Source organism: Deltaproteobacteria bacterium (genome assembly GCA_016178705.1).
Lineage (GTDB): Bacteria > Desulfobacterota > Binatia > HRBIN30 > JACQVA1 > JACOST01.
Genome location: JACOST010000017.1, coordinates 49,812 through 70,368 on the forward strand (window position 1 = coordinate 49,812; position 20,557 = coordinate 70,368).

Annotated in this window: 17 protein-coding genes; 14 read left to right on the plus strand and 3 right to left on the minus strand. The window is 65.2% G+C overall.

Annotation, left to right across the window (positions count from 1 at the left end):
- The first annotated feature begins 19 nt into the window (after positions 1-19).
- Positions 20-919: a transglutaminase domain-containing protein gene (locus HYR72_13320; GenBank protein MBI1815953.1), complete on the plus strand. Its 900-nt coding sequence runs from the start codon at positions 20-22 to the stop codon at positions 917-919.
- A gap of 28 nt (positions 920-947) precedes the next feature.
- Here HYR72_13320 and HYR72_13325 read toward each other — a convergent pair whose 3' ends face one another.
- Entirely contained in the window at positions 948-2,489 is a 1,542-nt protein-coding gene (locus tag HYR72_13325) for a lipase maturation factor family protein (protein MBI1815954.1), read from the minus strand.
- A gap of 147 nt (positions 2,490-2,636) precedes the next feature.
- Between HYR72_13325 and HYR72_13330 the strand changes: the two genes are divergently transcribed.
- From HYR72_13330 to HYR72_13340, 3 genes are all read left to right on the plus strand, one after another.
- Positions 2,637-2,990, plus strand: coding sequence for a hypothetical protein (locus HYR72_13330; protein MBI1815955.1), 354 nt, complete (start codon positions 2,637-2,639; stop codon positions 2,988-2,990).
- 148 nt (positions 2,991-3,138) lie between these two features.
- Positions 3,139-3,381, plus strand: coding sequence for a ribbon-helix-helix protein, CopG family (locus tag HYR72_13335; GenBank protein ID MBI1815956.1), 243 nt, complete (start codon positions 3,139-3,141; stop codon positions 3,379-3,381).
- Positions 3,366-3,704, plus strand: a complete 339-nt coding sequence (locus tag HYR72_13340) for a type II toxin-antitoxin system PemK/MazF family toxin (protein MBI1815957.1) — start codon at positions 3,366-3,368, stop codon at positions 3,702-3,704. The genes HYR72_13335 and HYR72_13340 overlap by 16 nt, the downstream gene beginning before the upstream one ends.
- 85 nt (positions 3,705-3,789) lie before the next feature.
- On the opposite strand, the gene HYR72_13345 is transcribed toward HYR72_13340, so the two are convergent.
- The gene (locus tag HYR72_13345; protein MBI1815958.1) at positions 3,790-4,179 is read right to left on the minus strand and encodes a RidA family protein; all 390 of its coding nucleotides are present in this window, start codon (positions 4,177-4,179) and stop codon (positions 3,790-3,792) included.
- Between the two features lie 118 nt (positions 4,180-4,297).
- Between HYR72_13345 and HYR72_13350 the strand changes: the two genes are divergently transcribed.
- Genes HYR72_13350 through HYR72_13375 form a run of 6 tightly spaced genes read left to right on the plus strand, consistent with a single transcriptional unit; the run spans position 4,298 to position 13,175 of the window.
- Positions 4,298-4,753 (plus strand): nuclear transport factor 2 family protein, encoded by a 456-nt coding sequence (locus tag HYR72_13350; GenBank protein MBI1815959.1) that lies wholly within the window; start codon positions 4,298-4,300, stop codon positions 4,751-4,753.
- A gap of 56 nt (positions 4,754-4,809) precedes the next feature.
- Positions 4,810-5,850 (plus strand): glycosyltransferase, encoded by a 1,041-nt coding sequence (locus tag HYR72_13355; GenBank protein ID MBI1815960.1) that lies wholly within the window; start codon positions 4,810-4,812, stop codon positions 5,848-5,850.
- Positions 5,851-6,852 carry a flippase-like domain-containing protein gene (locus HYR72_13360; GenBank protein ID MBI1815961.1) on the plus strand — a complete coding sequence of 334 codons (1,002 nt, stop codon included), beginning with the start codon at positions 5,851-5,853 and terminating at the stop codon, positions 6,850-6,852.
- On the plus strand, positions 6,849-8,993 hold the full coding sequence (locus HYR72_13365) for a hypothetical protein (protein MBI1815962.1): 2,145 nt from the start codon (positions 6,849-6,851) through the stop codon (positions 8,991-8,993). The genes HYR72_13360 and HYR72_13365 overlap by 4 nt, the downstream gene beginning before the upstream one ends.
- On the plus strand, positions 8,990-11,068 hold the full coding sequence (locus HYR72_13370) for a hypothetical protein (GenBank protein MBI1815963.1): 2,079 nt from the start codon (positions 8,990-8,992) through the stop codon (positions 11,066-11,068). The genes HYR72_13365 and HYR72_13370 overlap by 4 nt, the downstream gene beginning before the upstream one ends.
- Positions 11,055-13,175: a hypothetical protein gene (locus HYR72_13375; protein ID MBI1815964.1), complete on the plus strand. Its 2,121-nt coding sequence runs from the start codon at positions 11,055-11,057 to the stop codon at positions 13,173-13,175. The genes HYR72_13370 and HYR72_13375 overlap by 14 nt, the downstream gene beginning before the upstream one ends.
- On the opposite strand, the gene HYR72_13380 is transcribed toward HYR72_13375, so the two are convergent.
- On the minus strand, positions 13,133-14,101 hold the full coding sequence (locus HYR72_13380) for a sterol desaturase family protein (GenBank protein ID MBI1815965.1): 969 nt from the start codon (positions 14,099-14,101) through the stop codon (positions 13,133-13,135). The two genes, HYR72_13375 and HYR72_13380, sit on opposite strands and share 43 nt — an antisense overlap.
- Positions 14,102-14,208: 107 nt before the next feature.
- Between HYR72_13380 and HYR72_13385 the strand changes: the two genes are divergently transcribed.
- The 4 genes from HYR72_13385 to HYR72_13400 all read left to right on the plus strand — a co-directional run bounded on the left by HYR72_13385 (position 14,209) and on the right by HYR72_13400 (position 20,556).
- The gene (locus tag HYR72_13385; protein ID MBI1815966.1) at positions 14,209-16,263 is read left to right on the plus strand and encodes a hypothetical protein; all 2,055 of its coding nucleotides are present in this window, start codon (positions 14,209-14,211) and stop codon (positions 16,261-16,263) included.
- Positions 16,260-18,308, plus strand: a complete 2,049-nt coding sequence (locus HYR72_13390) for a hypothetical protein (GenBank protein MBI1815967.1) — start codon at positions 16,260-16,262, stop codon at positions 18,306-18,308. The genes HYR72_13385 and HYR72_13390 overlap by 4 nt, the downstream gene beginning before the upstream one ends.
- An 88-nt stretch (positions 18,309-18,396) precedes the next feature.
- The gene (locus HYR72_13395) at positions 18,397-19,584 is read left to right on the plus strand and encodes an NAD-dependent epimerase/dehydratase family protein (GenBank protein MBI1815968.1); all 1,188 of its coding nucleotides are present in this window, start codon (positions 18,397-18,399) and stop codon (positions 19,582-19,584) included.
- A gap of 123 nt (positions 19,585-19,707) precedes the next feature.
- On the plus strand, positions 19,708-20,556 hold the full coding sequence (locus HYR72_13400; protein MBI1815969.1) for a peptidyl-prolyl cis-trans isomerase: 849 nt from the start codon (positions 19,708-19,710) through the stop codon (positions 20,554-20,556).
- Position 20,557 lies beyond the last annotated feature (1 nt).

Genomic DNA, 20,557 nt, shown 5'->3' on the forward strand with positions numbered 1-20,557 from the left:
TGGCGGTAGGTGCTCGCCCATGACTGACGTACAGGCGTACTACACGCGACCGGGTGTGATGACCGATCCGGGACCGCTGGCGGAACGTTTTCGCGATCTGCCGGCCGGCGTTGCCTCGCTGCGTGATGTCGTGCAAGGCGTCTTGCTGCACGTACACTGGGCGCAGCGGTACGGCGTCACGCTGCCGCCCGAGCGACAGCACGAGGTGCAACTCCGATCGACGAGCGAGATGCTAGGCCGCATTGGCGAACTCGACCCCAGTCCGTTGAACACCGCGCGCCCGGTCGATCGGCGGTTGGTGGGCAACTGCCGCCACTTCTCGACGCTGCTCTGTGCGATGCTGCGCCACCAAGGCGTACCGGCGCGTGCGCGCTGCGGCTTCGGTGCGTACTTCCTGGCGGGCGAGTTCGCCGACCACTGGGTGTCCGAATATTGGAACCCGACACAGGCGCGCTGGGTGATGGTCGACGCGCAACTCGATGCGTTGCAGCGCCAGAGCTTGCAGCTCCCGTTCGATCCGCTCGACGTTCCCGGCGATCAGTTTCTGGTTGCCGGCAAGGCGTGGCAGCGGTGTCGCGCGGGACAGGCCGATCCGCAACGCTTCGGCATCTTCGACATGCGCGGCCTGTGGTTCATCCGCGGCAACCTGCTGCGCGATCTCGCCGCGCTCAATCGGGTCGAGCTGTTGCCGTGGGATGCGTGGGGGATGATGTCCAACGTCGACAGCGATCTCAGCGAGGACGATGCGACGTACCTCGATCGGATCGCCGCGCTGACGCAGGCAGGCGACGGCGCTTTCACCGAATTGCGCGCGCTGTACGAAGGCGACGCGCGCTTGCGCGTGCCGCGCGTCGTTCGAAGTTTCACGCAAAGCGGAGTGTTGAGCGTCACGCTGCCACCGGGAGTGGACGACAACTGAGCCACCTTTGTCCGGAGCATCTGACCGATCAGTCAGTTGGCCACCCGTAAGACTCGATGAAGCGGCGCAGCGCGGCGTTGTCGAGCGATAGCGGAGGAAAATAGCTGCCGACGTATCGGCGTTGCCACCAGGCGCCCGACATATCGCCAGGCTTGGTGAATTCGTACTGGTAGAGCTCGGTGCGGATCACGCGCGGCGGACGATCGGGGAACGGATTGACCGCCAGCAGGCTCAACGCGTCGGCGTCGCCCTGAAGCAGTTGATAGATGAAGTGGATCAGCCAAGGATTGGCGCGCGGATCTTCCATCGCGGCAAACCAGATCTGCCAATCGATGCGGTAGTGAAAGGGCGCGACTACGCACGGCCGGCGGGTCACGTCGCCCGGTTTGCATTTGAACTCGTACGGCAGCCACTGACTCGACTCGCTCGGCGACTCGTCGCTGGTGCCTTCGAGGATGATCTCGTTGCGCTGCTTGCCGACGCTTCCAAAAGCGCCGTAGGTGTTGACGAGGTGCAGCCGATCGAACGAGCCGTTCATGATCTGACGTGAGCCGATCAGATTGCTGATCGGGCCGATGCTCAGGTACGCGACCAGTGCGACGTAGGCGAAGGTCACGACCTGCCGCGGACGCGATGAGTGCTCGCGTCCGACCTGCGCCACGCGTCGGCGCCAGCGCGCGGGCAGCAGCGCCGCCAGCGCCTGGTCGTCGAAGCAGGCGATGCACAGCGCCAACGTCAGCCAGTTGAGCCAGACCAGGTTGCCGCTGAGAATCAGCAGCACTTGAAATGCGATGAAGAACCCGCCGCCGAGCTGACGAATGCGGCGCGGCGCGATCAGCGTCCACGGCACGAGCAACTCGACGAAGTGATTGACGAGGACTTCGAAGCGATGCACGGCAGGCGGCAGAAAGTGGAAGTACCAGCTCAGCGGATTGGGCAGTGGCTGGGTCTCGTAGTGGTGCAGCATGCAGGTCAGATCGTGCCAACAGGGATCGCCGTGCCACTTGATGAGACCGGCGCCGAGCATGAGGCGGAACAGCATCCAGCGGATCAGCCAGATCAATGCGACCGGCGTCGCGTGTCGGTCGGCGAACGGCCGTGGATCGAGGAGCGGACAAAGAAAGATCGCCAGGAAGCCGACCTCGAGCAGCAGGATCTCCCAACCGTAGCCCCAGAAGAGCTGACCGACGTGAACGAACGACAGGTACAGAAACCAGAGCAGCGCCAGCAGCGGGACATTGGCGAAACCCAACAGCACTAAAGCGGACCCGCCGACTCCGACGTAGGCGAGCGTGGTGAGCAGGCTGTCGGAGCAATCGGCCCAGAAGATCGTCGGCAGCGCGAGAAACGCCGAGAGCCGATCCGTGCGCTCACCGATGCGGTCGAGGTAGCTCGCGGCCGGCAGCAATCCGTGCGCGCCGATCAGCGGCCGCACCTGCTGCGCGAGCGAGAGGAACGCGACGAAGTAGATCAATCCGAGCCACCGCAGGAAGACGAAGCGCGTGAGCCAGTAGCGTCCGCGGAGATCCGACCTGTTGTTGAGCTCGCCTGCGGTGTTTGCGCGCGTCATCAGCTCTTCGCGTTGGCATGACCGAAGAAAGCGGCCAAGGCAAGGCGCGCCGCTGCCACAGGGCGGGGCGGTCTTGACGTCGGGGGGCCATTGGCCTAGCCGTGCGAACGTGAGCAGTTGAGAGGAACCTTGGACCGAGACGAATTCATGCGGCGCGCCCTCTGGCTGAGCGTCGCGTACAACTTCGGCGGGGCGCTGCTCTTTGCCTTCCCGTCGTCCGTGCTCGGACAGCTCGCGGGTCTACCCACGTCGGTGCCGCCGCTCTACTGTGCGCTCATGGCGTTCTTCGTCGTCCTCTTCGGTGGCACCTACGCTTGGCTTGCCCGCCAACCAACTTTCAATCGGCCGCTGGTTGCGTTCGCCGCGATCGGCAAGGCGGGAGCGTTTGGGATCATTCTCGCCTGCTGGCTTGTTGGTGAAGCATCGGGTCGCGGCGTACTGGCCGCCAGCGGTGACTTGGTGCTTGCCGGTATCTTCGTGCGGTGGCTGCGCGCACGCTGAGCGCGCGCAAGCAACCGACTACTCGATCATCGCCACCGCTTCGACCTCGACCAGCGACGCCGCCTACCGCGGTCGCCGCCGCACGTCAGCGGCACTCCTTGCGGCACGAATCTTCGGTATGATAGCCGATCATACCAGAGGTGAGTCCATGGCGTCGGCAAAGGTAGCCGTTTCTCTTGACGAGGGTGTTCTCACACGGCTGGATCGTCTTGTGCGGCAGCGGGCGTTTCCGAACCGCAGCAAGGCGATCGAACAGGCCGTGAAGGAAAAGCTGGAACGTCTCGATCGCTCGCACCTCGCCCGGGAGTGCGCCAAACTCGACCCAGCGGTCGAGAAAGCGTTCGCAGACGAAGGGCTGTCGGGAGAGCTGGCCGAATGGCCGGAATACTGAGAGGTGATGTTGTTTGGGCTGAACTCAGCCCGGCTAGAGGTCACGAACAGGCGGGGATGCGGCCAGTGGTGGTTGTGAGTCACGACATCTTCAACGAGCGATCCGGAACGGTCATCGCGATGGCAGTGACAAGCCAAGCGCAGCGCGCTGGCTTTCCGCTCACGATGGAACTCACGAAGGTGCGGCTGCCCAAACGTTCTTGGGTCAAGATCAGTCAAATCCGCACGCTCTCGGTGGAACGCCTTGGTAGGAAATTGGGCCGGGTGACGCCCGAAGAGTTGGACCGGCTCGTCGATGGACTCAATGAGATCGTCGGAAGCTAGCAAGCGACCTCTGAGTCTCCTGCCCCGACCGCTGTGATCGCCCCGACAGCGCACGTTCGGCGCCACGTCGGCGGATCGCGTGGCGCTACTCGATCATCGCCACCGCTTCGACCTCGACTAGCAACTGCGGCACGGCGAGCGCCGAGATGACGAGGTAGGTGCTCGCCGGGTACTGGCCTTCCTTGAAGTGCCGCTGGCGTGCGGCGGCGATCGCGGGCCGGTACGCGGCGTCGGTTACGTAGATTGTCAGCTTCACGATGTCGTCCATCGAGCCGCCGCAGGCCTCGACTACGATTCGTAGATTCTGGAATGCCTGCTCCACCTGCGCGGCGGCGTCGCCTTCGCCGACGAGCTTGCCGCTGCCATCGAGCGCGACTTGCCCGGCGATGAACACCGGGGTGCCGCTCTTCTTCACTGCGTATGAGTAGCCGGTCGGCTTCGCCATGTTCGTCGGGTTGATGATCTGTTTGGCCATTGGTGATCTCCTTTGCGGCAGCGATCGCTGGTGTATGGCGGAGACCGATGCCCGAGACAAGTCCATCTGAGACCCTCCATCCTTTTCTTGCCCATCGACAGGGTGTATGCGGCGCGGCATGGCTACCGACCATGAAGACCTCAGCACGCTGATCTACACCTACGCCGAGCGTCTCGATGCTGGCGACTTCGAAGGGGTCGCGGATTTGTTTGCGCGTGCGACCTTCCGCAGCGATCGCCGCCCTGAAGTCCGGCGCGGTCGTGACGAAGTGCTGGCGGTGTATGGCGACACTGTCGCGGTCTACGATGGCTCGCCTTGTACCAAGCACGTGACGACGAATCTGATCGTCGAAGTCGATGCGGCGCGCGCGACGGCGACCGCGCGGTCGTACTACACGGTGCTGCAGGCGCGACCCGAGTTGCCGCTGCAAGTCATCATCGCGGGACGCTATCATGACCGCTTCGCGCGCGACCCGGCGGCGCACACGTGGCACTTCACCGATCGGCTGGTGTTCGTCGATTTGGTCGGCGATTTGCGCTGCCATCTCAAGCGCAACGTTATCGCGTCGCCGTAAGGTTGCCGCTTCGTCTCACTCCGTAGTAGAAGCGAGCGGGTCTGAGGATAGAGGAGATGAACCTGCTCCGCGTCGTCGGTGTTCTCGCGGGCCTGGTTGGACTGGGCTGGATCAGCGTTGCGCGCTTTGGCTTCGGCCGGCTGCGCAATCTCGATTGGCTGATGGGCAGCTCGGTATCGGCCGCGCTCGTGCTGCTCGGACTGTTCCCCGACTCGCTCAATTTCCTGCTCGATCTGCTGTCGTTCGAAAAGGGCGGCGGCCAGCGCTTGATCGGCCTGCTCATCTTCGCCGTGTTGAGCTTGTACGCGTTGGTATACCTGGCGCTGGCCCGCAATCGCCAACTCGAACGCGATGTCGATCGCTTAGTGCGCGAGCTGGCCAAGCGCGAGTTCCGCAAGCTCCATGACCCCTCGTCCGCGCCGGTGTACGTCGTGATTCCGGCATACAACGAGGAAGCCAACATCGAGCAGGTGTTGCAGCGGATTCCGAGCGAAGTGTGTGGACTGCCGGTGAAGACCTTGGTGGTCGTGGATGGCGCCACCGACGGCACCGAGGCCGTCGCGAGGCGATTGAACAAAGCAGCGCTGACGCAAGTGATCAACTGCGGCGGCGCGGCCGCGCTCAAGGCCGGCTACGATGTGGCGCTCGAGGCCGGCGCGGAAATCGTCGTCACCCTCGACGCCGACGGACAACATTCGCCCGAAGAGCTGCCGCGATTGGTCCAACCGATCGTCGATGACCGGGCCGACTTCGTGAACGGTTCGCGCGTGCTCGGGGTCTACGAGAGAGACAGCGTCGTGCGTGCCGCCGGCGTGGTGTTCTTCAATCGCTTGGTGAGTCTCCTCACGATGACGAAGATCACCGACTGCTCGAACGGCTTCCGTGCGATTCGCGCCACCCAGCTCGTGCGCCTCGACTTGCGCCAGCGCCAGTTCCACACGTCGGAGGTGTTGATCGACGCGCTGAAGAAGGGACTGCGGGTAGTCGAAGTGCCGATCACGGTCAGCCGGCGACTGAGCGGGGAGAGCAAGAAGCCGGGCTCGTTCTGGTACGGGGTCGGGTTCGCGCGGGCGATCTTCAGTACCTGGTTGCGATAGGTGCGGCCGCCAGCAGAGATCCGGCGGTGGGTCGCGGCGCTCGGTGCCTCGGCGCTGTTCGTCGCCGGGCTGATCTGGCTGGGGGCGCTCGACGATGTGCCGCGTCTGCTGCGCCGTCTTCCCGGCTCCGCCGTCGCGCTCGCGTTCGCCTGGCTGGTGGTGGCGGGCGGGTTGCGCGCGGTGCGCTTGCGCTGGATGCTGCCCACCCGTCCGCCTTTGTTCACCGCGTACGCGATCAATCAAATCTACAACCTGGGCACAGCCGTCATTCCAACCGGGCTCGGCGAAGTGTTCGGCGTTTGGTTCCTCGGTCGCCGCTTGGCGGTACCGGTTGGCAGCGCCGCCGCGGTGCTGCTGATCGGCCGCGTGCTCGACATCACGATCCTCTTGGTGATGTTCCTGGCAGCGTTCGTGGCCGGTGCGGTGGCGGTGGGGTCGGCGCAACGCGCGCTGGTGGCGATCGCGCTCGTGGCCATCGGCATCGTCGCACTCGCCGTGACATTCCGTTCCCATCTCGCCGCTCGTGCCCGCGTGCTGCTGAGGGGTTGGAAGCAGGCGGCCAACGCGCCCGCGCCGCTGCGGAACGCCGTGGCTGCCGTGCTGCACATTTTCGATGACTTCGCCGCCGTGGCGCTAGCGCCGCAGAGTTGGTTGCTGCTGGTGATAACGACAGCCGCGAGTCAGTTCGCCAATCTGCAGAGCTTGCGCGTGTTGTTGGCCGGGGTCGATCGGCCGACGGATTTTAGCGGCGCGCTGGCGATCTTTGTCGTCTATCTCCTGCTGCGCGTCCTGCCGGTGCAAGGTCTCGCCGGCGTTGGCACGCACGCCACGTGGTGGGCGCTGGCGCTGGTGGTGGTCGGCGTGGGACGCAACGAGAGTCTCCCGATCGGCGCCGTGCTCTACCTGGCGTACATGGTATTGCTCGTTTTGCTGTGTGCGACCGGTGCGCCGCTGCTCTGGCTTGGTGCGCGCACGCACCGGATCACCATGGATGACGCATGACGCTCACGCGGGGCGTCACTGCGCAGCGGCCGACAGCAGCCGTGATCTATGCGACGTTGTGGACCGGTCTCTGGTTCACGCCGTGGGGTAACTGGCTGCGATCGTGGCCGTGGCTGGGCACGGCGCTGGCTTTGGCGCTGTTCGTTGCGCCCGGCATGGGGCTGCACGCGTGGAGCACGCGCGGCATGGCGGTGCGCGTGAGTGGCCGCGTGACGTACGGCTTCGCGCTGTCGGTCGCGCTGACGGGCACGATCGGTCTGATTGCTTGCGTGCTCCATCTGTCCTTTGCATTTGTACTGGCGATCCTGTGGGGTGCTGGACTGCTCGGTGCCTTTGGGGTCGCGCGCTGGGAATTGCCACCGGCTGCCGCGCATGATGACCGTAAACGGCTCAACTTCGTCGAGGTGGTGCTGATGGCGGTCCTGCTCGTGCTCGCTGCACGACTGGCGCTGTCACCAGCGGGTGGCAGCGACGCCGCCACGCACGTCGCGCGTCTCACGGGATTTCAGCAATCGACGGCGCTCGGTTTCTCGTCGGTTGGATTTGGTGACGCCGTGCAGATTCCGCCGCGGTACTGGCTGGCGTACTGGCCGTTGTGCGAAGCGGTACTGGCGGCCCTGTCGGGATTGCACGGGCTCGAGCTCACCAGCGTCTACCTCGCGCCACTGCTGGCGCCGCTCGCTCTCGCGAGCACGTTCGAGCTGTCCGTGAGTCTCGGACTCTCTCGACGCCTAGCGGTATCCGCCGTTGCCGCGCAAGTGGTGAGTTTGGTGTTGCTGGGTGGGCGCACGCAACCCGGCCAGATGTTCTTCAATCATCTCTGCGACGACAACGTACTGGCCTCGTACGTCCTCGCGCCGGTCGCAACGGCGGCCGTCGCCAGGTTTCTGCGCGCTGGCCGGGGACTGTCGCTGGTTGGGTCAACGTACCTCGGCCTGGCCGTGACTCATCCGACCGTCTTCGGGTTCGCGTATTTGGTCACGGTTGCCTACAGCGCTGCCGAACTGCTGGGAGGAGTGTCATGGCGGCGCATCGTGCCGGCGCTGGTAGTGAGCACGCTGCTGATCGCCGGCGTATCGACATTGCGGTTGGTTGATCATCCATCGCAACAGCATGTGTACTTCAGTGTCGCCGCGGCGGAGGCGGCCGACGAAATGATTCCGACGCGATGGACGCGGTTGTGGGTGAGCGCGGACCACCGCACCTACGCAGTCGCGCGCCAAGTGGTACCGCCAGCGGCGCGCGTCGCAGCGTTGATGGCCCTGGCGGCGGCGCTCGTGCAGTTTCGGCGCGTACGCGCCGCGCGCTACGTGGTCGCCGTGGTGGGGCTGGCGGAGCTGACGTTGTGGCCGCAGACGTCCTGGCTGATCGGGATGTTGATTACGCCGTTTCACCTGTGGCGGGTGTGGTGGCAGGTTCCGTTCGGCATCGGACTGGTGGTGGTTGCCGGCGCTATGGTCACCATTGTACGCCTGCGGCAGAGGCTGCGCTCGCGTCTGACGGCACTCGGGCCGTGGGGCGAGTTGGTGTTCGTCGGCGCCCTCGTCGCGGTGATGATCGTCACCGGGCGGCCGAACTGGGTCTGGGCGCTGCACTTGCCGCCGGACTGGCGAACGGTGGCGTACGCGGAAGGCGAGTTGCAGGCGAGCGCAGTGTCGTGCCGGCGCACGTTCGCGGATCTGATCGCGATCGGTCGGGCGATCGACACCCGCGCTCCCAACGGTGCGGTCGTTGTCGGCGACGTATGGGGTAAGCTCGCGACTGAAGTGTGGGGAACCAACGACTTCATTCCGAGCGTTTCGACGAAGGCGCGCTTGGTAGTGTTCCGCAGCGACGAGCAGACGGCGCAGCACGGCGGTGTCAGCCTCACTGAAGCGCGGCGGCGCATTGTGCGGCTCAAGCAGGTCTTTGACGACGAGACGCCGGCGGCCGAGCGCTTGCGCATTCTCGACGAGTTTGGGGTCGAGTACGTTGTGTCGTGTGGCGAATGGCCGGTGCCATCAGCGTTGGCCGCGGGACCTAGCGCGGTGCGTCTGGAGGAGACGGCGGGCAATCTGCACCTCTATAGGCTTGCGAGGTTTGCACCCGCTACACCCAACGAACGGGGTAAGCCAGGCGCGCCACCGGGAGACGATGCATGACGCGCCGGCGACTGGTGGCGGCCAGCGCGTCGCTTGCCTGGACCGCGCTGTGGTTCGCTCCGTGGCAACTCTGGCTGCGGCCGTGGCCGTGGTTGCGCACGGCGCTGGCGTTGACGCTGTTCATTGCGCCCGGCCTGGGGCTGCACGCGTGGCTCACTCGCGGCATGGCGGTGCGCGTGAGTGGCCGCGTGACCTACGGCTTTGCACTGTCCGTGCTGGCGACCGGTCTGGTCGGATTAGTCGGATGCGTGAGTCACCTGTCATTCACATTCGTCATGGCATCGCTGTGGGTCGTCGGACTCCTTGGCCCGGCGGCGCTGGCGCTGTCGGATCCGACGACAGCGGGCGCGGCTGACGGCCGGGCGCGCGAGGCGATGAGTTGGCTCGACTGGCTCGAGTGCGCCGTCGTGTTAGCAATCGTGGCGCGGCTGGCGTTTGCACCCGCCGGCGGCGGCGATGACTTCATATACGTGGCCCGCATCACCCGCTTCGCACAGTCCGACGGGTTGGGGTTCCACTCGATTGGGTTCGGTGACGCCCCGCTCTCGCCGCGCTACTGGTTCGAGTACTGGACCCTCTGCGAAGCGGTGATGGCAACGGTGTCTGGACTGCATCCGCTCGAATTGACCACCAACTACCTCGGTCCACTGCTCGCGGTGATCGCGCTCGTCGGCGTATTCGAATTGGCGCTCAGCGTGGGATTCACCCGCCGGTTGGCTACCGCAGCGCTCACAGCGCAGGTGATTGTGCTGGTGATGCTGGCCAAGGAGCACCAACCCGGTTTCATGTTCTTCAATCGACTGACCGAGGACAAAGTCGTCGCGGCGTTTGTCTTATCTCCCGCGGCCCTCGCTGCGGTCGCCCATTCCATTGCGTCCCCGCCAACCGGACTCCTGCTGGTCGCCCTGCTGTACATCGGACTGTTCACCACCCACCCGACTAGTTTTGGTATTGCGGTGCTCATGGCGCTTTCGTATTGCGTCGCGGCGTTCGCTACAAGCCGCGCGCGGAATGTGCTTCGAGTCATGATCGTGCTCACGGCCTTGGCGGTGCCGGCGTCGATGATGCGCCTGGCCAGTGGCTCGTCGCTGGCGATGGCGGAGACTGAATTCACGTCAACCGGATCGGGTTCGCCGATGCGGCTAGCGCGACTGTGGGTTGGCCCGGACGGCCGATGGTACGCAGTGTCTCGAACGGTGATACCGTCGGTTGCCCTCGGAGTGGGCGTGGTCGCGTTGGGGATCGCCGTCTTGCGGCTGCGACGCGACCCGGCGGCGGCGTACGTCGCGGGAGCGCTGGCGGTTGTCGGATTCACATGCGTTCCCTACACGGCTTGGATCGTTGCGGCGGGAATTACCCCATTTCATTTGTGGCGCGTTGTGTGGCAGGCACCATTTGGCATTGCGCTGGTGGTGGTGTTGACGGCCGTGATCGACGTGCTGCGTCGACGTGTTCCGCCATCGCTGGTGCGGCGCCTGCTTCGTGCCAACCTGTCGGTGGTGAGTGAACTGGTGTTGCTGGCCTTGTTGGTCGGCGCCGTGCGATATGGACACGTCCGTGATCGATTGTGGGCGCTGCATGTCCCACTCGACTGGCGGACCTTTCTGTACCGCGAAGGGGAGCTCGTCGGCGCCCGGCTGCCGTGCCGACGGACCTATGCGGATCTGATCGCGATGGGACAGCTGATCGACCAGCATGCGCCGCGGGGGGCGACGGTCATCGGCGATCCGGCGACCAACAATCTGATTCCGAGTGTTTCGATTCGCGCCCGACTGCTGATGTTTCGCGCGATCGACCACACGCGGGAACACGCCGGCGTGACGCCGGGTGAAGCGCGACGACGCGTCGACGTGCAAACGCGGTTGTTCCATCGCACCACGCCGGCCGCAGAACGCAGTGCGCTTCTGCGGGAGAACCGGATCGACTACGTACTGTTGTGCGGCCGACCGGACTGGGCGGCGGAAGTGGCCGCGGTATCGCCGGGCCGTTTCACGCGTGTTGCCACGGCGGGCGACTTCGAACTCTATCGTGTGCTCACGCCGGTGGAATCAGAAGCATTGCGTGGGCACGAATGAAGCAGGCCACCTGCTGATGCGCTGCGATCGCCACCGAGCCGGTCTGGTTGCCGGCCTGCTGGTCGGCTGGACGACGCTCTGGTTCATGCCGTGGCGGATGTGGTTGGAGTCGTGGCCGCTGGTGTGCACGCTGATTGCGTTGGGGCTGTTCCTGCAGCCCGGTGTGGCGCTGCATGCTTGGCTCACCGACCGCGCCGCGGTTCGGCCGAGTGGCCGCGTGACCTACGGCTTCGCGCTCTCCGTGATGTTGAGCGGGATCCTTGGACTAGCGGGCTGCCTGGTGCATCTTCCGTTTTCCTTCGTGACAACTGCGTTCTGGGTGGTCGGGCTCCTCGGCCCGGCTGCGGTGTGGCGGGCAGGGCATCTCGCGCCGGTATCCGAGGGGAGTGGGCCTGGCTCGCGCGACACCGTGGTTGGCGCCGAGTGGCTGGTACTGAGCGTCGTCCTCTTTCTCGCTGGGTGGCTTGCATGTAACCCGGCTGGAGGCGGCGACAACTTCACGCATGTGGCGCGCATTGCACGATTCCTCCAGGCGGACACGCTCGGCTTCGAGTCGATCGGGTTTGGCGACTCGGTGCTGATCCCGCCGCGCTACTGGTTGGCGTACTGGCCACTGTGCGAGGCGCTGATGGTGGCCCAGTCGGGGGTCCACGGGCTGCAGTTGACGACGAACTACTTGCCCGCGTTGCTCGCACCGCTATCGCTGGTGTGTGTGTTCGAGTTGGCGCTCAGTCTGGGGTTCTCCCGACGTCAGGCAACAGCGGCGTTAGTTGCGCAGTTGATCGCGCTCGTGATGCTGGCGAAGGTCAGCCAGCCGGGGCTGGTGTTCTTCGATCGTCTCACGTTGGACAAGGTGGTTGCAGCCTACTTGTTGGCGCCGGCCGGCTTCGCCGCGGCAGCGAACTGGTGTGCGAATACGGAGCGCTGCCGGCTGTCGCAGGTCGGGCTGATCTATCTCGCCATCGCCTTCGGCCATCCGACAATGTTCGGTATCGCGTACCTGGTTCTGCTCGGCTATTGCGCAACCGAGATCGTGGCCGGCGCCGCGCGCGCGCGGGTTGTTCGCTTGGGGCTGCTGATCACCGCGCTCGCGGCGGCGCTGTCGATGTTGCGGCTGGTGAATCATCCATCGCAGGCGCATGTGCACTTCACCATTGCATCCGCCGACCGATCGCAGGACATGATCCATGCTCGTGGGGCGCACGTGTGGGTGAGTGCCGACCGGCGACACTATGCGGTGCCGCTGCGTATTCTCTCGCCGACTGCGGTAGTCATTGGGCTGCTGATCCTTCCGATCGCAGTGCTTCAGCTGCGGTCGCAGCGCGCCGCACGTTACGTCGCCCCGGCGTTAGCGTTGATTGGGCTGACCCTGATGCCAGCGACTGCCTGGCTGTTGGGGCTGACGATCACGCCGTTTCACCTCTGGCGGATTTCCTGGTTCGCGCCGCTCGGGATCGGATTGGTTCTGGCGGCGAGTGTCCTCGCGGGGGCGGTGCGTGATCGCTTCGCGTCACTCGATCGGTTTGCGGTCTGGGCGCTGCGTCGGAGCGGAGCGGCGTGGAGCGAGTTGGCGCTGCTCGGGGCGTTGATGGCCGTGCTGCACATCACTCACTTGCCGCGGCGGCTGTGGGCGCTGCATGCGCCGCCGGACTGGCGCGCGGTGGCGTACACTGAGCCGGAACTCCAGGCGGGCAAGGCGCCGTGCCGGCGCGCGTACGTGGATCTGATCGAGATGGGCCGAGTGATCGATCAGCGCGTGCCGCGCGGCGCGGTGATTGCCGGTGGGCCCGGCGATACCAACGAATTCATTCCGAGCGTGTCGGTAGGAGTGCGGCTCGTCGCCTTTCGTGGCGCCGCTCATACGATGCTACAGGCCAGCGTCAGCCAGGCCACGGCAGCACAGCGCTTCGCGGGGGTGCGCGCGCTCTTTGGCGCTGCGACAGGGCCGGCGGGCGGCCAGCAGATCCTCTCGGATCTCGGAGTCGACTACGTGCTGCACTGCGGTGAGTGGGACACCGCACCGCCGTGGGTTCGTCTGGAAGCGACAGTGGGCAACTTGCGCCTCTATCGCATCGGTGTCGAGCCGAACACCACGCGGAACGGATAGATCAACTGCGCGACCGTGGATACGAGTAGTCGTGAGATACGGCGCTCCGCCTCATAGGGGAAGGCCGGATCTGGGACGCCGGTATCAGGGTACTCGTCATAGCGAGGATACTGAGTGCCGAATAGGCGGTCCCAACAGCTGAAGATGACGCCGAAGTTCTTGTTGAAGTGGCGCGGGTCGTACGAGTGATGGACGCGATGCGACTGCGGCGTCACCAGGACGTAGCGCAGCAGACCAAAGTTGCTGCGGATGTTGGCGTGATAGAGCTTGGTGTACCACTGGTGAAACAGCGTGTACGTCACCAGCGTTGGCAGCGAGGGCTCGAGCATCATCAGCGGGATCAGTTGAATCGTTTGTGAAACCACGCGATCGACCGGGTGAACGCGGACATCGGTGAAGAGATTCATCTGGCGCTGGGAATGATGGACAGCGTGGAACTGCCACAGGGTATTCACGCGGTGGCGCACGTAGTGGTGCAACCACGCCACGAAGTCGGTGAACACGATCATGAGCGTGGCGCGCACAGCGAACGGCTGCGCCGCTAGCGAAGGCAAGGTCAGAAAGTCGAGATGCCGCTCATAGAGCGCCTTGAGCAGGGCGACGTAGAAAGACAGCACGGCGATGCGGAAGACCGTGCTGACGACAAAGTAGAGGGCATCCTGCAGTAACCCGACAGACACAATCGGCTGGTCGGCCTTGGTGGGAACGCAGTACTCGAACAGCGGAATGGCAGCGAACATCAACCATAGGATCGGGTTCAAGTAGACGTCCACCATGTGCGGCTCGCGCAGCGGGCGCAGCAGCGTTCGCACTGGCTGCGCGACGCCATCGACCACGCCGACGTACATGGCGGCGAGTGTGCCGATGGCGAGCGCCAGCGCGACACCAGGCGCGAGTGCATGGAGGGTGACGCTTCGACTTGTCACTAACGGATGCGTGTGCTCAATCCTCCGGTCAAAGCGGGCTTGTACTGCAACTGCGGGGATGGGGCAAAGCCGGTGCGGTCGACGTGAGTTCTAACGATGACGCGTGGATGAGACATGTGACGCGGCGGCGTGCGCTGGCGACCGGAGCCGGTCTGATCGTCTGGAGCGTCCTGTGGTTTGCTCCGTGGCAACCTGCGCTGCAGCCATGGCCCTGGGCGCGCGCGGCGGTGGGAGTAGCGCTCTGGCTGGCACTCGGGGTCGGACTCCACGCGCTGATTACCCGTGAGGCCTCGCGCTGGAGCGCTCGCCTCGGTTATGGATGGGCGCTTTCAGCCATGCTCACCGGGCTGGTCGGGTTGCCGGCGTGTCTCTTGCACGTCTCGTTTGCGGCGGTGATGGCGACGCTGTGGGCGGCCGGAGTGTTGGGGCTGCTTCTGCTCGCGAGCACCGACCGAGAGTCGTTGGGTGCGCCAAGACGGGTGGACTGGCCCGGCGCCGTGCCACTGCTCCCCGCGCTACTGGTCTTGCTGGTTGCGGCGCGCCTCGCCTTCGTGCCAGCCGGGGGTGACGACAAGTTCACGCAGGTCGCTCGCGTCACAAGTTTTCTGCAGGCGGATGCCCTCGGCTTTCACTCGATCGGGTTCGGCGAGGCGGTGACCGTGCCGCCGCGCTACTGGCTGGCGTATTGGTCACTGGGCGAGGCGGTGATGGCCGCGCTATCGGGATTGCATCCGTTGGAACTGGCGACCAACTACCTCGCGGCGTTTCTTGCTCCGCTCTCGTTCATTGCCGTCTTCGAGCTGGCGATGAGTCTCGGGTTCTCGCGGCGACTGGCGGTGCTGGCCATGCTGGGACAGTTGGCGGGGCTGCTTGCGCTCCTAGGCGGGCGGCAGGCCGGTTTCATTTTCCTTCTGCGGCTGCCGGAAGACAAGGTGATGGGGGCGTTCGTTCTAGCCCCGATCTGCCTGGCCGCGGCCGCGAGTTATTTCGAGGCACCGACACCGCGCCGTCTCGTGCTGGCGGGCATGGTGTTTCTCGGCCTGGCATTCGTCCACCCGACCAGCTTCGGCATCGCGTGCATGATCACGGTCGCATACGCTGCCGCCGAAGCAACGATGCCGCGGGCCCGCGCACGGGCGGCGCGCCTGGTGGCGATGGTGGCCCTGGTGGCCGCCGTGTTCTCTGTGCCCCGGTTCGTGGATCATCCCGCCCGGACACACACGCATTTCACCGTCGCCAGTGCGCGCGCGGCAGGCGAGCTGCAACAACACCGGCGGGCCAAGCTCCACATCAGCACCGATGCCCGGCGCTTTGCCGTGCCGGCGGCGATCGTGCCGCTGCGCATCCAACTCGCCGGCTTGGCGGTACTCGGGGTGGCGTTGCTGCGACTGCGGCGCGATCGCGCCGCCCGCTACGTTGCGGCGGCACTCGTGGTGATCGGTCTAACGTTTTTCGGTGCGACCGCGTGGATACTCGCCCTCGCGATCACGCCTTTCCATTTGTGGCGGGTGGCGTGGCAGGGGCCGTTTGGAGTGGGCCTGACGCTGTTGCTCCGACCGCTGGTGTATCGCGCCAGTCCGCGGCTGCAGCGTCCAGCGCTGGTGACGGCAGGTGAAATCATCTTCCTCGCCGCGCTACTCTTTGTGGCGTTGCCGTCGTGGCGCGCGGTTCGCCTGTTTCGCGTGCCCAGCGATTGGCGCTCGGTGCTGTACACGGAAGACGAACTTTTGCGGAAGCGGCCGAGCTGCCGGCGCACGTACGCAGATCTCATTGCGATCGGTCGCTTCATCGACGCGCGCGCGCCGCACGGGGCGATCGTGGTCGGCGACTTTCCGGATACCAACAATCTTCTGCCCAGCGTATCGACCCAGGCGAGACTGCTCGTGTTCCGACAACCAATTGAGACCGCACAACATGCGAGCATAGCGCTGGCCGAGGCCACCCGCCGTCAGACCGAGTTGGAGCGGGTCTTCGCTGCCGACACGTCGGCCGTCGAGCGGCTGCGCATTCTCTCGGACTACCGAGTCGATCTGGTGCTCCACTGTGGCAAGTGGCCTGCGGCTGACCAGTTGGCTACGGAGTATCCGGAGGCGTTTCGGCTCGAAGCCACGGCCGGTGACTTCCAGCTCTATCGGCTGGGGCGGGAGGCGAGGCCGGGATGAATGTTGCGATTACCCTCGCGCTGGTGCTCTGGAGCGTCCTGTGGTTCGCTCCGTGGCAACCTGCGCTGCAGCCATGGCCCTGGGCGCACGCGGCAGTGGGGGTAGCGCTGTGGCTGGCACTCGGGGTCGGACTCCACGCGCTGATTGCCCGTGAGGCCGCCGCGCGCTGGAGCGCTCGGCTTGGTTACGGATGGGCGCTTTCAGCCATGCTCACCGGGCTGGTCGGGTTGCCGGCGTGTCTCCTGCACGTCTCGTTTGCGGCGGTGATGGCGACGCTGTGGGCGGCCGGAGTGTTGGGGCTGCTTCTGCTCGCGACCACCGACCGAGAGTCGTTGGGTGCGCCCAGACGGGTCGACTGGCCCGGCGCCGTGCAACTGCTCCCCGCGCTACTGGTCTCGTTGGTCGCGGCGCGCCTCGCCTTCGTACCCGTCGGTGGTAGCGACAAATTCACCTATGTCGCTCGCATCACAAGTTTTCTGCAGGCGGATGCGCTCGGCTTTCACTCGATCGGGTTCGGCGATGCGGTGACCGTCCCGCCGCGCTACTGGCTCGAGTATTGGTCACTCGGCGAAGCGGTGGTGGCTGCGCTATCGGGATTGCATCCGTTGGAACTGCAGACCAACTACCTCGCGGCGTTTCTTGCCCCGCTCTCGTTCATTGCCATCTTCGAACTGGCGATGAGTCTCGGGTTCTCGCGGCGACTGGCGGTGCTGGCCACGCTGGGACAGTTGGCGGCGCTGCTTGCACTCCGGGGCGTGTGGCAGGCCGGCTTCGCATTCTTTGTGCGGCTGCCGGAAGACAAGGTGATGGGGGCGTTCGTTCTAGCCCCGATCTGCCTGGCCGCGGCCGCGAGTTATTTCGAGGCACCGACACCGCGCCGTCTTGTGCTTGCGGGGTTGGTGTTTCTGGGCCTGGCATTCGTCCACCCGACCAGCTTCGGCATCGCCTGCCTCATCACGTTCGCCTATGGCGCGGTTGAAGCCGCCGCGACCGGCGAGCTTGGGCGCGTCGTGAAGGGCCTGACCCTCGTCGGCACGATTGCGGCAGCGTTCATGGTGCCGCGGTTCATCGATCATCCGGCGCAATCACACACGCACTTCACCGTGGCGAGTGCGCGCGCGGCGGGCGAGTTGTCGCGCGGGCGCCGCGCCAAGCTCGATATCAGCGGTGACAAACGACACTTCGCGGTGTCAACGGCCGTCGTCCCCATGCGCGTTCAATTGGTCGGCTTCGTTGCACTCGTGGTCGCGCTTCTTCGGTTGCGGCAGGACCGCGCCGCGCGTTTCGTCGCCGGCGCGCTGGCAGTGAACGGTCTGACGTTCTTCGGCGCCACGGCGTGGTTCGTGGCGCTTGCGATCACTCCGTTTCATCTTTGGCGCGTGGCGTGGCAGGCGCCGTTTGGTATCGGCTTGATGTTGCTGATACGGCCGCTGCTCCACCTTGGGGCTCGGTGGGCCCGACACCCGCTCTTGATAGCTGGGGGACAGCTCATGTTGTTGGGTGCAGTGCTGACGACTCTACTGCCCTCGCGGCGCGAGATCCGCGCGTTTCCGATCCCGCACGAGTGGCAGACGGTGTTGCACACGAAGGAAGAGCTCTACCGGGAAAGGCCCGCTTGTCGCCGTACCTATGCCGATGCGATTGCGATGGGTCGGCTCATCGACAAGTTGGCGCCCCGCGGGCCGGTGGTGGTCGGTGACTTGCCAGACACCAACAGTCTGATCCCGAGCGTCTCGTCGCGGGCGAGGCTGGTCGTATTTCGTGAGCCGATCGAAACCGTGCAGCATTCTGGCATTGCCTTGCCGGAAGCGGAGGCCCGCACTGCCGCACTGCGAAAGCTGTTTGCCGCCGAGACGCCGGACCCCGAGCGCCTGCACATTCTGTCGCGCTACCGTGTCGAGTTCGTACTTCACTGTGGGGCGTGGAGGGCGGGAACGCGGCTCGCCACGCAGTATCCCGATACCTTTCGGATCGAAGCCACCTCCGGCTCCTTTCAGCTCTACCGGGTACAGCTGGACCGCACCGCCGCGTCTGCCGCCGACTGAACCGTCGCTTGTCAGCGGTGAATTCCTATGATCAACACCACCGCGTCAAACGACCGGCGACCGGTCAATTGTGGGGAGGGTTCGACTGATGCGAGTGTTCATCGCCGGCGTCGATGGCTATCTGGGATGGCCGCTGGCGCAACATCTGGCGGCCCGTGGTCACACGGTGGCGGGAGCCGATCTGTTTCTGCGCCGGCAGTGGGTGGAGGAAGTCGGTGGCGAGAGCGCGATTCCGATCGCATCGAATGCCGAGCGGCTGGCTGCGTTCCGCGAACATTGGGGCGTACCGATGGAATTCCGTGCGGGCGATCTCTGTGACTTCGAGGTCGTGCGAAAATGCTTCGAGACCTTTCGCCCCGATGCCATCGTGCATCTTGGGGAGATGCCGTCGGCCCCATACTCGATGATGGATGTCGCGCACGCGACGTTCACCCAAACCAACAACCTGGTCGGCACGATAAACATGCTGTTCGCGATGCGCGACCTGGCGCCCGACGCGCATCTGGTCAAGCTCGGGACCATGGGCGAGTACGGCACGCCGAACGTCGACATCCCCGAAGGCATGTTCGAGATCGAATACCGGGGTCGCAAGGATACGCTACCGTTTCCGCGGCAGCCCGGCAGTTGGTACCACCTGTCGAAGGTCCACGACAGCGCCAACACATTGTTCGCCTGTCGCGTGTGGGGGCTGCGCTCCACCGACGTGATGCAGGGCGTCGTCTACGGCACGCGGACCGGCTCAATGCCCGACGACTCGCGCTGCCACACCCGTCTCGATTTCGATCAGTGCTTCGGCACCGCGCTCAACCGCTTCTGCTGTCAGGCGATCATCGGCGACCCGATCACGCCGTACGGCAAAGGCGGCCAGAAGCGCGGATTCATTCCTCTGCGCGATTCGATTCAATGTCTGACGCTGGCGATCGAACATCCGCCGCAGCGCGGCGAGTATCGCGTCTTCAATCAGTTCGAGGAAGTCTACGACGTCACCTCGCTCGCGCGCCGTGTGCAAGCCGTGGCGCGCGAGGTCGGTCTCGAGGCGACGATCGCCAATCTGGAGAACCCGCGTACGGAGATGGAAGAACACTACTACAACCCCGATCATCAACGTCTGCTCGACCTCGGCTATCAACCGACGCACGACATGGCGGCGGAGCTACGCGTTGTGCTCACCGACCTGTTGCCACAACGCGAGCGGATCGCGGCGCGGCGCGCGTTGCTGCGGCCCGACATCCGTTGGGACGGCAGGCGCAAGCCGGTGGAGTTCTTGTCGCGGTGAGCCGCTGCCCACACGCTGCCTGATGCCCGGCCCGAAAGGGCTAGACCTACGACCGAAAAGTGTGCTTTGTGACGCGCGCGCCGACAGGCCGTAGTGGCGCACGCCCGGATCAGTAGGAATCGCGTGCAGGTCGTTCTCCGCTGGCTCAAAGAGCCGTTGCTTCACTTCGTCGTGCTCGGCATCGCGTTGTTCGCGCTGCATCGCAGTGTGGCGCCCCGCGCGTTGACCAATCGCATCGTCCTGTCGGACTCGGTCATTCGTGGCCTGCGGCAAGATTACCAGCGCCGCACCGGCATCGCCCCGACCGCGGACGAAGAGACGGCGCTGATCCGGCAGTACGTCGACAACGAAGTGTTGTATCGCGAAGCGGTCGCGCTCGGGCTCGATCGCGAGGACGTGATCGTGCGCCGGCGGTTGGTGCAGAAGATGGAGTTTCTCACCGAAGGCTTGGAGCCGATCCCCGAAGCGAGCGATGCCGAGTTGCAAGCGTACTTGGACGCGCACCCGGAGCGCTACGCCGAAGTCGACCGCGTTACCCTCACGCAGGTGTTCATCAGCAGTGCGCAGCACGGCAGCGAGATGGAGTCTGCCGCGCACGCCGTGCGCGCGCAGCTCGTCGCGGGCACCGATCCGGCCGCGCTTGGTGACCCGTTCGTCCACGGCGCCAAGTTTACCGCGCGCACGGAACGCGAGTTGGCGGGAGTCTTCGGCGCGCCGTTCGCGGCGCAGGTGCTGGCCTTGCCGCCGGGCAGTTGGTCGGAGCCGCTGCGCTCGAGTTACGGGCTACACGTAGTGTTGGTGGCGGAACATACTCCGGGTCACCGGCCAGTTCTCGCTGAAGTACAAGCGGCAGTGCGGCGCGACTACCAAGAAGAGCAACGCACGCAGGCCAATCGCGTGGCCCTCGATCGGTTGCGCCAGCGCTACGAGGTTCGTATCGAGCGACCTGCCGAAACGGTAGCCGCGCGGTGAG